The following is a 15,477-nucleotide window of genomic DNA, read 5'->3' on the forward strand; positions in this document are numbered from 1 at the left end:
CGGTCTTCTACTCCTTAACGGGAAAATGGCAGGCGAGCCAGTGGTCGTCGCCGATCTGCCGGATCTGCGGCTCCTCCTCCGCGCATCTCGCCGCCGCGCGCGGGCACCGCGTACGGAAGCGGCACCCGGAGGGCGGATCGACGGGTGAGGGAGGCTCGCCGCTGATCAGGGTGTCGGCGGGAGGCAGGTCCAGACCGCCGCCGGGGATGGAGGCGATCAGGGCCCGGGTATACGGGTGCGCGGGCCGGCCGATCAGGTCGTCGCTCGGCGCCAGCTCGCACACCTTGCCCAGGTACATGACCATGATGCGGTCGCTGACGTTCTTCACCACGGCCAGGTCGTGGGCGATGAAGACGAGGGTGAGCCGGTAGCGGGCCTTCAGGTCCTCCAGCAGGCCGAGGATCTGTGCCTGCACCGAGACGTCCAGCGCCGAGACCGGCTCGTCGCAGATCACCACCTCGGGGTCCAGGATCAGGGCCCTGGCGATGGAGATGCGCTGGCACTGCCCGCCGGAGAACTCGTGCGGCCTGCGCTCGGCCGCCGTCACCGGGTCGAGGCCGACCGCCTCCAGGACCTCGTCCACGCGGTCGCCCGGCAGGTGCCAGACGCGGGGGCCCTCGCCGACGATGTCGCGGACGCGGCGGCGCGGGTTGAGCGAGGAGATGGGGTCCTGGAAGATCATCTGGAGGCGCTGGCGGGTCATCCGCAGGGCCTCGCCGCGCAACGCGGTCAGCTCCAGGCCGTCCAGCCTGACCGAGCCCGAGCGTGGCGGCGGGAGCTGGACCAGGGCGCGGGCGGCGCTGGACTTGCCGCAGCCGGACTCGCCGACGATGCCCAGCGTCTCGCCGCGCATCAGGTCGAAGCTCACTCCGGAGACCGCGCTCACGGTGCGGCCCCGGCCGGCGGGGAACTCCACGACCAGATCCTCCACCCGCAGCAGCACCTCGTCACGGGGACGCAGGTGCGCGCTTCCGCTACCGGCCACGGCTCTCAACTCCTGACTCGACGTCCGCCGGCTCGCTGTCGCGCGTCTGCCTGGGATACCAGCAGGCGTACTGGTGGTGGTGCGGGCCGTCCTCGAACAGGGGCGGCGCCTCCAGCTCGCACCGCTCCTGCGCGTACGGGCACCGCGCCCGGAACGCGCACCCCGGCGGCAGGTGCGCCAGGTCCGGCGGCCGGCCGGGGATGACGCGCAGCCGGTGGTGCACCGGGTCGGTGAGCCGGGGCGCGGCCTGGAGCAGCGACTCGGTGTACGGCATCCGGGGACGCTCGAACACCTGCGCGGCGGGGCCCCGCTCCACCACCTTGCCCGCGTACATGACGATCACCTCGTCCGCCCACTCGGCGACCACCGACAGGTCGTGGCTGACCAGCACCACGGCCATGTCGCGCTCCTCGCGCAGCCGGTGCAGCAGCCGCAGCACCTGGTCCTGGATGGTCACGTCCAGCGCGGTGGTGGGCTCGTCGGCGAACAGCACGTCGGGCCGGCACGACAGCGCCATCGCGATCGTCACCCGCTGCCGCATCCCGCCGGAGAGCTGGTGCGGGTAGCGGCGCAGCATGCGGGCGGGGTCGGGGATGCCGACCGAGGCGAGCAGCTGCACGGCCTCGGCGCGGGCCTGCCTGCGCGACATGCGCAGGTGCACCCGCAGCGGCTCCATCACCTGGGTGCCGATCGTGCGGACGGGGTTCAGCGCCGTCATCGGGTCCTGGAAGACGGTCCCGAGCCGCCGGCCGAGCACGGAGCGCATCTCCGCGGGGCTGTAGGTGGTCAGGTCGTCGCCCGACAGGTACACGTGGCCGCCCCTGACCGAGGTGCCGGGCAGCAGGCCCAGGATGGAGCGGATCAGCATGGACTTGCCCGACCCCGACTCGCCGACGATGGCCAGGGTGCGGCCGCGGTCGAGGGTGAAGGAGACGCCGTCCACGGCCTTGACGACGCCGCGCGGCGTGACGAAGTGCGTGCGCAGCTCCTCGGCCTGCAGCAGGGTGTCGTGGATGGCGTGGGTGGCGGTCGGCATCGGGGTGGCGGCGGCCTGGCGTACCGGCTCCAGGCCGATCTCGCGTACGTCGGTCATCGCCCGCAGCCGGTCGCCCACCAGGTTGAACGACAGCACGGTCAGGAACATCACGATCGACGGGGCCAGCACCACGTGCGGCGCGGTCTCCATGATCGTGCGGCCCTCGTTGATCAGCCCGCCCCAGGTCGGCGTGGGCGCCTGGACGGACAGGCCGAGGAAGGCCAGGCTGCCCTCGGCGACCACGACCACGGCCATCCCGATGAAGGCGTACGAGGCCGCGGGCACGGCCACGTTCGGCACGATCTCGCGCCACAGGATGCGCCGGTCGCGGGTGCCGAGCACGCGCGCGGCCAGCACGAACTCGCGCTCGGCGAAGGTGAGGGTGGCGCCCCTGATAAGCCGCACCCAGGAGGGCACGCCGAGCACGCCGAGGACGATGAGCACGTTGCGCAGGTTCGCGCCCGCGAAGGCCACCACGGCCAGCGCGAACACCAGCGCGGGGAACGCCTGCGCCACGTCGTTGACCGCCATGATGACCGCGTCCGCGGCCCGCCGCCGGTAGCCGGCCAGGATGCCGAGCGGCGCGCCGATGCCCAGGCCGAGCAGCACGGCGCCGATGCCGACGCCGAGCGAGACGCGGGCCCCGTACACGACCCGGCTGAGCACGTCGCGGCCGAGCCCGTCGGTGCCGAAGGGGTGCGCGGCGCTGGGCCCCGACTGCGGCGGCCCGGCGAGCGTCTCGTCGTAGCGGGCGAACGGCAGGAGGTCGGCCAGCAGCGCGGCGAGCAGCACCAGCCCGATCCAGCCGGCCGCCAGCCAGACCCCGAGGCCCAGAGATCGACGCAGCCGCCTACGCACGACGGATCCTGGGGTCCACGGCGGCGTACACCAGGTCCACCGCGAAGTTCACGACCACGTAGCCGACCGAGATCAGCACGACGCCTCCCTGAACCGTCAGGTAGTCGCGGGAAAAGATGGAGTCGACGATGAGCCGCCCGACGCCGGGCAGGCCGAAGAGGGTCTCGATGATCACGGTGCCGCCGATGAGCGCGCCCAGGTTGAGGCCGATGGCGGTGATCAGGGTGATCGCGGAGGGGCGCAGCGCGTGCCGCCACAGGATGCGCCGCGGTGACAGGCCGCGGGCGCGTGCCAGCGTGATGTAGTCCTCCTGGAGGGTGGCGATCAGATCGGTACGCAGCAGCCGCGCGTACACCGCGAACTGCCCGCACCCCAGCGTGATCGCCGGCAGGATCACGGAGGTGAGGTTCCACCCCAGATCGACCGAGATGGAGGTCCAGCCGGTCGCGGGCAGCACCTGCCAGTTGACGGCGAAGACGAGGATCAGCAGCACCCCGAGCACGAACACGGGCGTGGACAGCAACGCGAAGCTGAGCGCCGTGAGCACCTGGTCGAGGGCGCGCCCGGCGCGGCGGGCGGCGGCCACGCCCACCGGGATCGCCAGGCCGAGCGCCACGATCTGCGCCGCGACCAGCAGCTCCAGCGTGACGGGCAGTCGTTCGGCCAGCTCCACGCCGACGGGCATCCGGGTGATGTAGGAGTTGCCGAAGTCGCCGACGCCCAGGCCGGCGAGCCAGTCGAGGTAGCGCACCAGCAGCGGCTCGTCGAGCCCGAGCTCCTGGCGGAGCTGCGCGCGGGACTCCTCGGTCGCCGACAGGCCCAGGATCTGCGTGACCGGGTCACCGGGCAGCAGGTTGAGCAGGGCGAACGACAGGAACGTCACCACGAGCAGCACCACCAGGAGCCGGACCAGCCGGTGGAGGACGATCACTGGCCGCTGACCCAGAGCTGGCCGAACGGGTGGTACGGGATGGGTGAGCCGGTCAGCGGCAGCCCCTTCTCGCCGTCGGGCAGCACGTGCTCGCCGATGCCGCGCACCTTGGTCTTGGCGATGATGGCGCCGGTGTCGAGGTGGTCGACGAAGACGTACGGCACCTGGTCGCGCAGCCGCTGCTGCACGGTGGCGTACGCCTGCTTGCGGGTGGCCTCGTCCGGGCTCATCCGGCCGGCGTCCAGGGCGGCGCTCAGCTTGTCGTCCTTGAGCCTGGTCATGTTGAGCGAGATGGCGCCGACGGGCTTGGCGTAGGCCTGGTGCATCCAGACGTACTCGCCGTCGGGGTCCTGCGCGGAGAACTGGGTCCACACGGTGGCCGCGAAGTTGCCGGTGATGGCCCGGTTGATCAGGTCGGCCTGGTCGGCCTGCTTGATCGAGACCTCGATGCCGGCCTTGCGCCACATGTCCTGGGCCAGCTCCACGCCCTGCATGGTGTTCGGGTCGGGGGTGGAGATCAGCTCGAAGCGGAGGGGGCCCTTCTCCGCCTCGACCTCCTTGACCAGGGCGGTGGCCTTGGCCAGGTCGTAGGCGGGGTAGCCGCCGGGGGCGTACCACGGGGAGTCCTTGGACCAGGGGCCGTCGGCCGGCTCGGTCATGCCGCCGCGCAGGGTCTTGATGACGGTCTCACGGTCCATGGCGTGGGCCATGGCCCGGCGCACCCGTACGTCGTCGAGGGGGGCCACGGCGGTGTTGAGCAGGAACATGTACTCGGCCACCGCCATGCCCTGCGCCCGGTTCACCGTGTACTGGTCCTTCATGGCGCCGAACTTGGTCAGGTCCTCGTCGCGGGAGGTGCCGATGGCGTCCACGCCGCCCGCTTCGAGGGTCTGGGCGCGGGTCTGGGTGTCGGGCAGGATGCGGAACTCGATCTCGTCCAGGTACGGCAGGCCGTCCCGCCAGTAGTGCGGGTTGCGGGTGACGACCATGCGGTTGTCCGGCACGTACTCCTTGAAGACGAACGGCCCGGTGCCGACCGGCTTGAGGCTGGCCGTCTTGGGGTCGGTGAGCGAGGCCGGCGGGACGATCATGCCGGTCTGCACGGCGAGCAGGTAGGGGAAGGCCACCCACGGCTGGTTCAGGATGACCTTGACGGTCATCGGGTCGGTCAGCTCGAACGACTTGATCGGCATCATCGCGGCGGCGGTCAGGGGGGACCGCTTCTGCGCCTCGAGGTTGGCCTTGACGATGTCACCGGTCAGCGAGATGCCGTCGGAGAAGGAGATCCCCGACCTGACCTTGATCGTCCATTCGTCGTACTTCTTGTTGGGGGTGAGCGACTCGGCCAGGTACGGCTTCCAGTTGCCGTCCGCTGCGACGCTCACCAGGGTCTCGATGATCGTGCCCGTCATGCTGTAGCTCTGCGCCGCGAACTGGTCGGTGACCGGGTTGAACCCGTTGGCGTCCGCGCTCAGCGCGTAGACCAGCCGCCCGCCCTGCGCCGGGCCTGTCGCGGCCGGCGCGCTGGACTGGGCCTGCGGTTCGGCCGGTCGCTGGCCGCTGCATGCCAGCATCACCGTCGCGGCCAGCAACAACGTGGCCGGCGTCCTCCAGCGTTTCATCCACGCCTCCTCCCGGCAGATCCCCCGAGAGCAATTTCACCGATAGTACTATCGGTGAAATTCCGCACAAGTGGCGCGAGAGAATCGTTACGGGAGGGGAGGGGACTCATGACGAGCACGCCGCTCACGAGGAGCGAGGCGAAGGATCTGACCAGGCGCAAGCTCATCCGAGCCGCGCTGGCGATCCTCGACGAGGAGGGCGAGGCCGGGCTGAGCACGGTCAAGGTGGCCAAGGCCGCCGGCATCGCGCAGTCCAGCTTCTACGTGCACTTCAAGGACATGGGGGAGCTGCTGCGGGAGCTCGCCGAGGAGGGCGGCCAGCGGCTGCGCGCCTCCATGCGCGAGGCGCGGCGCCGGGCCCGCGAGCACCCCGGCGACCTCGACCTGCACCGCGAGACGTTCCGCATCCCCCTGGAGTCCATCTGCCGGCACCCCGAGCTGCTGCGCATCCAGCTCAGGGCCCGGCACGACCCCTCCTCCTCGCTGCGCGACTTCGCCGCGGAGACGGCGGCGGCCTACCGCGAGCACCACGCCGCCGACCTGGCCGCGCTGGGCTACACGGCCGACAACGAGCGCGACAGGCGGCGGCTGGAGATGATCGCCGACGGCATCAACGCGGCCACGAACGCGCTGGCCATGGGGCATCTGGAGGGGCGTTACCCCGATCTGGACGAGGCCGCCGACATCCTGACGGCCCTGTCACGGGGGGCGCTGCGGCTGCTGCGAGCGACCTCGCACCAGCCGATCAGCGAGCCCCCCGGACCGTCCTGAATCTCCGTCAGAGCAGGGTGCCGGCGACGGCCGCCGCACCGGCCTGATTCAGGCGGCCGTCCAGCACCGCCGTGACCACCCGCCGCGTCAGCGTGCTCTCGAACGTGAGCGGCCGATCCCACGCCAGCGCCTGCCCCACGCCCGGATACTCCTCGACCCGGACGAACCAGGGATCGCCGTCCGCCTGGGCGAAGACGAGCGTCCAGTCCCGTCCCCCGGCAGTGGTGCCCGACATCGCCACCCACGGGCTCGTGCTGCCGTGCACCGCGGCCTCGTCCCCCGGCAGGGTGATCCGCCCGGTGGAGGTGCCGGGCGCGCGCCAGAAGAAGCCGCCGTAGCCCGCGCCCGCGCGGCCCTTGGTGGCCGAGCTGTTGACCTCCAGCGGCGCCCCGGTCAGGTTCGTCAGGGTGAACGCGAAGTCCAGGGCCCAGAACTCGCCGAACGGCCGCGCGGTCACCGTCCGCTCCTCGCGCACCACCGGGCGGCCGCCGGGCCCGAGCCACTCCAGGTGCTCGGTGAAGCCGCCGTCGTCCAGGCGGGCGAACGCCACGTGCCGCTGCGTGCCGTGGTCGTCCAGCCAGGTCGGCCCCTGGTCCTTGACGTACGTGCGCCCGCCCCAGAAGTTCACCCCGCCCAGGTCGGAGATGGCCACCCCGACACCGAGGTGGTGCACGTGATCCTCGGGCCGGACCTGGGTGACCTCCACGCCGCCGAGGGTGCGCACCGCGTGCAGGTAGGGCCGGGGCGAGTCGGTGGCGGGCAGGTCGGGGCGCGGCTCGTAGGCGGCCACCGGCTCGCCCGACACCAGCAGCTCCACCCGCGTCCACGGCACGCCGAGCTCGGAGTAGAGCGCCAGCTCGGCCGCGCTGCGCCGGGTCAGCTCGGCCACGCCGGGCAGCTCCCTGGCCACGACCTCGCCGCCGGCGTCCCGCCGCACGAACTGGTGGCGCTCGGGGATGGGCGTCGGCTCGGGAGCCAGCCGGATCGCGTCCAGCACCTGCGTGAACCGCTCCGTGCCGGCGAGCGGCACCAGCAGCTCGGCGCCCGTGCGGACGTGGTCGATGAGGTTCTCCAGCAGCCCGGCCCTGTCGTGCACGGTCGTCGTGACGGAGCCGTCGGGCAGCTCCACCTTGAGCCGGTCGTGCGTGTACGTCAGCGTGGCCCGGCCCGCGTCGCCGGTGACGACCAGGTGCGCCCGGCCGCGCCCGCCGCTGCCGGGCGGCGGCTCCACGTAGGGCGCGCACAACGTCGCCGCCATCGTGATCACGAACCCGTCCGCCAGCCGCACGCGCACGCAGGAGGTGTCGTCCGACTCGATCGGATGGGCACGGAACAGCTCGGTCTCGATCTCCGCGATCGGGCTGTCGTGCAGGGCCAGCGCGGTGGCGAGGGCGTGCGCGAACGGGTTGGTCAGCGCGCCGTCCATCACGTCCACGCCGTTGAGCCGGCGCCGGCCCGCCCAGGGGGCGCGGGTGAAGTAGGCCGACGGGCGGTGCCAGGCGCCCCAGCCGCCGATGCCGCGCACAAGGCCGAGCCGGCCGCTCGCGATCAGCCCGCGCAGCGCCGGGACGGCCGCCGAGCCGAGCGACTGGAAGCCGACCTGGCAGGCCAGCCCCGTCTCCGCCACGACCTCGGCGATCCTGCGGTGCTCCGCCGGGCTGGGCGCGGGCGGCTTCTCCAGCAGTACGTGCGAGCCGGCCCGCAGCGCGGCGATCGCGAGGTCGGCGTGGGTGTTGATCGGCGTGCAGACGATCGTGACCTCCGCGCCGGTCTTGGCGACCAGCTCGCCCAGGTCGGACGACTGCGGCGGCGCGCAGAAGTCCACCTCGACGGGACGCAGGTCGCAGATCCCGGCCAGCTCGACCACGCCGCGGCCGGCCAGCTCGCGCAGGATGTCCAGGTGGTGCCTGCCGTGGCCCGTGGCACCTGCCAGGACCACCTTCACCGGTGCCATCACGACCACCTCAGCCCGAGCCCCGCGTGCCCGCCCGCGCGCAGCACGCCACCTGACACCTCCACCGGGTACGGCTCCGCCAGCAGCCCCAGCTGGCCGAAGGAGGCGTCCTCCACGTCCTCGGCCATGACCGGCAGCGGCAGGGCCAGCGCGAGCTGCCCCGACACCTCGCTCAGCAGGTGCGGGTAGACGGGCACGTCGTAGGCCCTGGCCAGCTCCACGATCCGCAGGAACGGCGTGATGCCGCCCACCCGCACCACGTTCGGCTGCACCACGTCGCACGCCCCGGCCGCCAGCAGGTCGCGGAAGCCGTAGGTGGTGTAGACGTTCTCGCCGACCGCGACCGGCACGTCGATGGCGCGGCGCAGCTCCACGTGCGCGGCCACGTCGTCGGCGGGCAGCGGCTCCTCGATCCAGTGCAGGTCGAACTCGCGCAGTGCGGCCAGCGCCCGGCGGGCCCTGTGCAGGTCCCAGCGCTGGTTCGCGTCGATCATCAGCAGCCGGTCGGGGCCGATCACCTCGCGCACCGCGGCCACCCGCGCCACGTCCTCCGCCAGGTCGGGACGGCCCACCTTGATCTTGACGCCCCGGTAGCCGGCCGCCACCCAGCGCTCGGCCTGGGCGACCAGCTCCTCCAGGGGGTAGTGCAGGTTGACGCCGCTGCCGTAGACGGGCACCTCGTCGCGCCGCCTGCCCAGCACGTCGGGCAGCGCCCGCTCGCCGCAGCGCAGGTCCCACAGCGCCAGGTCGATCCCGGCCAGCGCGACCGTGGTGATCCCGCCGGGGCCGGCCTCGCGCAGGTGCCGCCACAGCCGGTCCCACACGACCTCCGGCTGCGCGGGCAGCCCGATCAGCGCCTCGCGCAGGTCGTGGTCGAGCAGCGCCCGGACGGCGTGCGCGCCGATCTGCGGTGTCCAGGAGAACCCGGTGCCGGTGCGTCCGTCCTTCAGCGTGACGTGGGTGACGATGACATGGTTGTACGGCACGTCCTCGCCCCACGGGCGCGGCAGCGGGGCCGAACGCAGCTCCGTACGCAGGTCGGCGATCGTCATGGCGTGGCCAGTTCCAGCCCGGTCTTGATCAGCGCCTCCAGCTCGGCGAGGTGCTCGTCGCTCACCTCGACCAGCGGCGGGCGCACGGCGCCGACGTCCAGGCCGCGCAGCCGCACGCCGGCCTTGACCAGGGCGACGGGGTAGCCGGGCACCTTGCCGCGCAGGCGCACGAGCGGAGCGTAGAACTCGGTGAGCAGCCGCTCGTCGCCGTTCAGGTAGGCCAGCGCGATCTCGGGCGCGAACGCGAACACCGCGCTGGAGTACAGCTCCACGCCGATGCCCCGGTAGGCCGGCATGGTCAGCTCGGCCGTCGGCAGCCCGTTGAAGAACAGGAAGTCCGGGTACTGCTCGCGCACCGCCAGCACGGTGCGCTGCATGCGGTCGATGTCGCCCAGCCCGTCCTTGAGGCCGATCACGCCGGGCAGGCCGGCCAGCTCGACCACGGCGTCCGGCTCCAGCACGACCGAGCCGCGCTGGTAGACGATCACGGGCAGCACCTCGGCGACCGCCCGCACGTACGCCGTGAACCCGTGCGCCGGCCCCTGGGCCAGGTACGGCGGCATGAGCAGCAGCCCGTCGGCGCCCGCCTCGCGCGCGGCCCGCGCCTGGTTCAGCGCCGCGCCGAGCGGCCCGCCCGCGCCCGCGAACACCGGCACCCGGCCGTCCACGACCTGCGCCGCGATCCGCGTGGCCCGCGCGTGCTCGGCCTCGGACAGGGCCGAGAACTCGCCGGTGCCGCACGCCACGAAGACGCCGCCGGGCCCGTGCTCCATGCCTTGCCGGACGTGCTCGGCCAGCACCTGCTCGGCCAGCGAGCCGTCGGCGTCGAACGGGGTCACGGGAAAGAACAGCACACCGCTGAGGTTCATTCGGCTTCTTCCTTGAGTTCGGTACGCCAGCTGCGCTTGGGCTGCCAGCCGAGCAGGCGTTCTGCCTTGGCGGTCGAGAAGGCGGGGGTGGAGCCGGTCAGCCCGGCCGCGAGCGCCTCGGTGCCCGGCACGACCTGGGGGAGCAGGTCGGCCAGCGGCTTCCTGGCCAGCGCGTCGGCCGCGCCGGCGAAGAAGACCTCGCCGTTGGGCAGGTCGGGCAGCGCCTCGGCGAGCACGGCGATCATCTCGGCCGCGTCGCGGGAGTCGATGTAGTTGAACAGCGACACCCCGCCCAGCTCCGGCCGGTCGAGCCGCTCGCGCACCGTGTGGCCGGACTGCGTGGGCGCGCCCGCCCACTCCTCCGGCGGGATCACGAAACACGGCCGGACGGCGGCCAGCTTGGTGCCGCCCGCCCTGGCGTACGCCTTCATCGTCTCCTCGGCCGTCACCTTGGACAGGTTGTAGGCGTTCCACGGGCGCACCGGGTGCTCCTCGTCGATCGGCAGGTAGTGCGGCACCCAGCCGCCGGGGGCGCCGTACCCCATGACGGTGGGGCTGCTGGCCACCACCACGCCCGGCACGCCCAGGGCCACCGACGCCGAGCACACGTTGTACGCGAGCTGGGTGTTGACCTTGAAGATCACCGACTCCGGCACGCTGAACGGGGTGGCGATCGCGGCAAGGTGGATCACCGACTCGGGCCTGAACCTGGCCAGGACCTCGAACGTCTCACCGGTGTCGGTGAGGTCGGCCGGCAGCGTGACGGCCGCCTCCGGTGGGGTGCCGGGGGCGCGGTCGACGCCGATGACCTCGTGCCCGGCCGCCGCGAGCGTGCTGACCACGCTGCGGCCGAGGCGTCCTGCGCTTCCGGTGACGAGGACTCTGCTCACCGTGTGGGGCTCCTTCAAGACTGCAAACAGTTGCACTAAACCTTCAGGTCCGGAAGGGTGAGGCGTCAAGAGGCGATTTCTTGGCCGTCCGTCTAGCTGGGGGTTCCTAGGGACTTCTGAGTCACGGGCGTACGGCAAGCGCTTTCATCGTACTCATGGGTTCTGCAAGCGGTTGCGTTAGGGTGTGCGACTGTGACAGTGACGATTCGTGATGTGGCCAGGGCCTCGGGCGTGCATGTCTCGACGGTGTCCCGGACGTTCTCCGCGCCGCACATGGTGAACGCCGCCACCCGCACCAGGGTGCTCACCGTGGCCGAGGAGCTCGGTTACCGGCCCAACCGGGCGGCCAGGGCGCTCACGACGGGGCGTACCCACAATCTGGGCCTGATCGTGGCCGACATCGCCAACCCGTTCTTCCCGCCCCTGATCAAGGCGGCGCACTCGGCGGCCCGCCAGCGCGACTACCACCTGTTCGTGGCCGACACCGACGAGGAGCCGGCCGCCGAGGAGGAGCTGATCCAGGCCTTCTCCAAGCAGGTGGACGGGGTGGTGCTGTGCAGCCCGCGCTCTTCCAACAAGGCGCTGGAACGGCTGGCGGAGCGGGTGCCGTTCGTGGTGATCAACCGGCGGCTGCGCGGCGCGGCGACCGTCCTGATGGACGTCGGGCACGGGGCCAGGCTGGCCGTCGAGCACCTGGCCGGGCTGGGGCACAGGAAGGTGGCGCTGGTGTCGGGCCCCGCCGGGTCGTGGACCAGCGCCGAGATCCGTACGGCCGCCGAGCAGGTGCCGGGCGTCGAGCTGGTCGTCCTCGGGCCGAACGCGCCGACCGAGCGGGGCGGGTTCGCCGCCGCCGGCCGGGTGCGCGAGTCCGGGGTGACCGGCGTGCTGGCCTACAACGACCTGGTGGCCATCGGGCTCATCGAGGGGCTGCACGAGCTGGGGCTGAGCGTGCCCGAGGACCTGAGCGTGGTCGGGATAGACGACATCGTGCCCGGCCGGCTCAACCGCCCGAAGCTCACCACGGTGGCCATGCCGACGGCCGCGGCCGGGCGGCTCGCGGTCGATCTGCTCATCCAGGAGGTGAGTGCCACCACCTCGCTGGAGACCCGCCTGGTCATCAGGGACTCCACCGCAGCTCCGCGGTAGTTCTGTGATAGCTCTGCGTCTGCAAACGGTTGTACTAAACCGGATCGTAATTCATCAGACTTATTGGGTGGACATGCTTGCTAGCTGGGCGAACGTGCTGGCGATATATCGGTAACGGCTATGTAACGCCTGCAAAGGGTTGACGAAACTTTCCTGCCAGCTATAGGAAAGCGCTATCCATTCACTTCTCGCCGGAAGGTCCGTGATGACTGAAGTTTCGGTGGCGGTGAAACCGGAGCGTGCGGTCAAGCAACCCGCCCGCGGCGGTCATCGCTCCACGAAACGGTCCCGCCGGGAGGCACGGGCCGCCTACCTCTTCCTGGCCCCCTGGTTCGTCGGCCTGCTCGTCATCACGATCGGACCGATCTTCGCCTCCCTCTACCTGTCGTTCACCGACTACAGCCTCCTGGAGGAGGCCCAGTGGGTCGGCTTCGACAACTACGTCAAGATGTTCACCGAGGACGAGCGGTTCATGAACTCGCTGTGGGTGACCACGGTGTACGTGATCGTCTCGGTCCCCCTGCAGCTCGCCTTCGCCCTGGCCCTGGCCCTGGTGCTCGACCGCGGCCTGCGCGGCCTGTCCTTCTACCGCTCGGTCTTCTACCTGCCCTCGCTGCTCGGCGGCAGCGTCGCCATCGCGATCCTGTGGCGGAAGGTCTTCGGCGCGGACGGCCTGGTCAACGCGGTGCTCGCGATGTTCGGCATCGAGGGGCCCGGCTGGGTGGGGCACCCCGACTACGCGCTGGGCACGCTGATCCTCCTGCACGTGTGGACGTTCGGCGCCCCGATGATCATCTTCCTGGCCGGCCTCCGGCAGATCCCGAGCAGCTACTACGAGGCCGCCTCCGTGGACGGCGCCGGCAAGTGGCGGCAGTTCAAGTCGATCACGATCCCGCTGCTGACCCCGATCATCTTCTTCAACCTGGTGCTGGAGCTGATCAAGTCGTTCCAGTCGTTCACGCAGGCCTTCATCGTCAGCGGCGGCAAGGGCGGCCCGGCCGACTCCACCCTGTTCTACACGCTCTACCTCTACCTTGAGGGGTTCAAGAACTACGACATGGGCTACGCCGCCGCGATGGCGTGGGTCCTGCTGATCATCATCGCCGGGCTCACCGGGGTGAACTTCCTCGCTTCCAAGTATTGGGTCTTCTATGGCGACACCAAGTAGGCCGGTCCCGGTCCTGTTCCGCCCGTTCAGGGGCGGGCGGGTGGCCAAGCACATCCTGCTGATCGGCTTCGGCCTGGTCATGCTCTATCCGCTGCTGTGGATGATCTCCAGCTCGCTCAAGCCGGAGGAGCTCATCTTCCGCGAGCCGGGCCTGTGGCCGAGCGAGGTCACACTGGAGAACTACACCGAAGGCTGGTACGCGCTCAAGCACCCCTTCGGTTACTACCTGTGGAACTCCGCGGTCGTCACCGCCATCTCGGTGGTGGCGAACCTGGTGGCGTGCTCGCTGGCGGCCTACGCCTTCGCCCGGCTGAACTTCCCGCTGAAGAAGTTCTGGTTCGCGATCATGCTCGGCACCATCATGCTGCCGCACCACGTGACGATCGTGCCGCAGTACATCATGTTCTCCGAGCTCGACCTGATCAACACGATCTGGCCGCTGGTGATGCCGAAGATCCTGGCCACCGACGCGTTCTTCATCTTCCTCATGGTGCAGTTCATCCGGACCCTGCCCCGCGAGCTGGACGAGGCGGCGGAGATCGACGGCGCCGGCTACTGGCGGATCTACATCAGGGTCGTCATGCCGCTGTGCATGCCGGCGCTGGCCACCACCGCGATCTTCACGTTCATCTGGACCTGGAACGACTTCCTCAGCCAGCTCCTGTACCTCAACAATCCCGACAACTTCACCGTACCGGTAGCGTTGCGCACGTTCCTGGACGCCAGCAGCGACTCGTCGTGGGGCCCGATGTTCGCCATGTCGATCATCGCGCTCGGCCCCATCTTCGGGTTCTTCCTGGCCGGCCAGAAATACCTGATCCGTGGTGTCGCCACCACGGGCCTGAAGTAGATCCTCCACCCCCCAACAGTGAACACCCATAGGAGGTAGAGCCGTGAGCTCTGGCAAGAAGATGTGGTCGGCGGCCCTGCTCGCCACCGCTGTGCTGGCGGTCACCGCGGCCTGCGGCAGTGGCAGCGGCGGCGGAGAGACCGCCGACGGCAAGATCAAGCTGCGCTTCTCCTACTGGGGCAGTGACGCGCGGCAGAAGATGACCGAAGAGGCGATCAAGAAGTTCGAGGCCAAGAACCCGACCATCGACGTCGAGGGCGAGTTCTCCGACTGGGCCAGCTACTACGAGACGCTGTCCACCAAGGTCGCGGGCAGCGACGCCCCTGACGTCATCAGCCTGGAGATCCGCGGCCTGCGCGAGTACGCCGACCGTGGCACGCTGGCCGACGTGACCGGCAAGGTCAACACCGGCGACATCGACGCCAAGGTGCTGGCCACCGGCGCCATCGACGGCAAGCAGTACGCCATCCCCACCGGCGTCAACGCCTTCTCCCTGATCGTCAACAAGGCGCTGGTCGAGCAGTCCAAGGCCGAGCTCCCCGACGACAAGACCTGGACCTGGGAGGACTACGTCACCCTGGCCAACAAGGTCACCGCCGGCAGCGGCGGCAAGGTCATCGGCACGCAGCTCAGCTGGAACCCCGCCTACCTGCAGATCTACGCCACGCAGAAGGGCGAGCAGTTCTACAACGGCAACAAGCTCGGCGTGACGCCTGAGACCATCAAGGAATGGTGGGCGATCATGCAGAGCCTGATCAAGGGCAAGGGTGCCCCCGACGCCGCCAAGAGCGCCGAGATCGGCGCGACCAGCATCGACCAGTCGCTGCTGGGCACCAACACCGGGTCCATGGGCATGTGGTGGAGCAACCAGCTCGGCGCGGCCACCAAGGCGTCGGGCCAGCCGCTCGACCTGCTGCGGATGCCGAAGATCAAGGGCGCCACGGTGGGCGGCATGTTCACGCAGCCGGCCATGTTCTACAGCGCCTCCTCCAAGACCGAGCACTCCGCCGAGGCCGCGAAGTTCATCGACTTCATGATCAACGACCCCGAGGCGGGCGCGATCATCCTCAGCGACCGTGGCCTGCCGGCCAGCTCCAAGGTGCTGGCCGCGGTCCGCGACAAGCTCCCCGAGGCCGACCAGAAGACGCTGACGTTCCTGGAGGAGAACAAGAGCGAGCTGTCCGACCCGCCGGCCGCCCCGCCGAAGGGCTCCAGCGCCACGGAGGACATCATCACCCGCTACTCCGAGGAGGTCATGTTCGGCCGCATGACCCCCGACGAGGCCGCGCAGAAGCTGATCACCGAGGTCAACGCCTCCATCGCGGGCTGAGCGCGGTCGTCGAAG

13 protein-coding genes are annotated in these 15,477 nt (G+C 70.7%); 5 read left to right on the forward strand and 8 right to left on the reverse strand.

Annotated elements, in window-relative coordinates:
• Positions 1–7: 7 nt before the first annotated feature.
• From LCN96_RS08130 to LCN96_RS08145, 4 genes are read right to left on the reverse strand one after another with little or no spacing between them, the layout of a single operon-like run.
• The gene (locus tag LCN96_RS08130) at positions 8–985 is read right to left on the reverse strand and encodes an ABC transporter ATP-binding protein (RefSeq protein ID WP_225271962.1); all 978 of its coding nucleotides are present in this window, start codon (positions 983–985) and stop codon (positions 8–10) included.
• On the reverse strand, positions 975–2,879 hold the full coding sequence (locus tag LCN96_RS08135; protein WP_225271963.1) for a dipeptide/oligopeptide/nickel ABC transporter permease/ATP-binding protein: 1,905 nt from the start codon (positions 2,877–2,879) through the stop codon (positions 975–977). The genes LCN96_RS08130 and LCN96_RS08135 overlap by 11 nt, the downstream gene beginning before the upstream one ends.
• Entirely contained in the window at positions 2,872–3,810 is a 939-nt protein-coding gene (locus LCN96_RS08140; protein ID WP_225271964.1) for an ABC transporter permease, read from the reverse strand. Before LCN96_RS08140 ends, LCN96_RS08135 begins: the two co-directional genes overlap by 8 nt.
• Entirely contained in the window at positions 3,807–5,432 is a 1,626-nt protein-coding gene (locus LCN96_RS08145) for an ABC transporter substrate-binding protein (protein WP_225271965.1), read from the reverse strand. Before LCN96_RS08145 ends, LCN96_RS08140 begins: the two co-directional genes overlap by 4 nt.
• Positions 5,433–5,540: 108 nt before the next feature.
• On the opposite strand from LCN96_RS08145, the gene LCN96_RS08150 reads away from it, so the two are divergent.
• Complete coding sequence (locus LCN96_RS08150) at positions 5,541–6,203, forward strand: TetR family transcriptional regulator (protein ID WP_225271966.1); 663 nt, start codon at positions 5,541–5,543, stop codon at positions 6,201–6,203.
• A gap of 7 nt (positions 6,204–6,210) precedes the next feature.
• Here the strand turns inward: LCN96_RS08150 and LCN96_RS08155 are convergent, their stop codons facing one another.
• Genes LCN96_RS08155 through LCN96_RS08170 form a run of 4 tightly spaced genes read right to left on the reverse strand, consistent with a single transcriptional unit; the run spans position 6,211 to position 10,968 of the window.
• Complete coding sequence (locus tag LCN96_RS08155; protein ID WP_225271967.1) at positions 6,211–8,157, reverse strand: DUF6807 family protein; 1,947 nt, start codon at positions 8,155–8,157, stop codon at positions 6,211–6,213.
• A complete protein-coding gene (locus LCN96_RS08160; RefSeq protein WP_225271968.1) occupies positions 8,157–9,209 on the reverse strand; it encodes a mandelate racemase/muconate lactonizing enzyme family protein in 1,053 nt (350 codons plus the stop codon). Before LCN96_RS08160 ends, LCN96_RS08155 begins: the two co-directional genes overlap by 1 nt.
• Positions 9,206–10,078 carry a 5-dehydro-4-deoxyglucarate dehydratase gene (locus LCN96_RS08165; RefSeq protein WP_225271969.1) on the reverse strand — a complete coding sequence of 291 codons (873 nt, stop codon included), beginning with the start codon at positions 10,076–10,078 and terminating at the stop codon, positions 9,206–9,208. Before LCN96_RS08165 ends, LCN96_RS08160 begins: the two co-directional genes overlap by 4 nt.
• The gene (locus LCN96_RS08170; RefSeq protein ID WP_225271970.1) at positions 10,075–10,968 is read right to left on the reverse strand and encodes an NAD-dependent epimerase/dehydratase family protein; all 894 of its coding nucleotides are present in this window, start codon (positions 10,966–10,968) and stop codon (positions 10,075–10,077) included. Before LCN96_RS08170 ends, LCN96_RS08165 begins: the two co-directional genes overlap by 4 nt.
• 192 nt (positions 10,969–11,160) lie before the next feature.
• Here LCN96_RS08170 and LCN96_RS08175 point away from each other — a divergent pair, with 192 nt between their 5' ends.
• The 4 genes from LCN96_RS08175 (at position 11,161) to LCN96_RS08190 (ending at position 15,462) form a co-directional block, all read left to right on the forward strand.
• Complete coding sequence (locus LCN96_RS08175; protein WP_225271971.1) at positions 11,161–12,114, forward strand: LacI family DNA-binding transcriptional regulator; 954 nt, start codon at positions 11,161–11,163, stop codon at positions 12,112–12,114.
• A 205-nt stretch (positions 12,115–12,319) separates the two neighbouring features.
• A complete protein-coding gene (locus tag LCN96_RS08180; protein WP_225271972.1) occupies positions 12,320–13,282 on the forward strand; it encodes a carbohydrate ABC transporter permease in 963 nt (320 codons plus the stop codon).
• On the forward strand, positions 13,266–14,132 hold the full coding sequence (locus tag LCN96_RS08185; RefSeq protein WP_225271973.1) for a carbohydrate ABC transporter permease: 867 nt from the start codon (positions 13,266–13,268) through the stop codon (positions 14,130–14,132). The genes LCN96_RS08180 and LCN96_RS08185 overlap by 17 nt, the downstream gene beginning before the upstream one ends.
• 43 nt (positions 14,133–14,175) lie before the next feature.
• A complete protein-coding gene (locus LCN96_RS08190; RefSeq protein ID WP_225271974.1) occupies positions 14,176–15,462 on the forward strand; it encodes an extracellular solute-binding protein in 1,287 nt (428 codons plus the stop codon).
• Positions 15,463–15,477 lie beyond the last annotated feature (15 nt).

Origin of the sequence: Nonomuraea gerenzanensis (genome assembly GCF_020215645.1) — a bacterium.
Taxonomy (GTDB): Bacteria; Actinomycetota; Actinomycetes; order Streptosporangiales; family Streptosporangiaceae; genus Nonomuraea; species Nonomuraea gerenzanensis.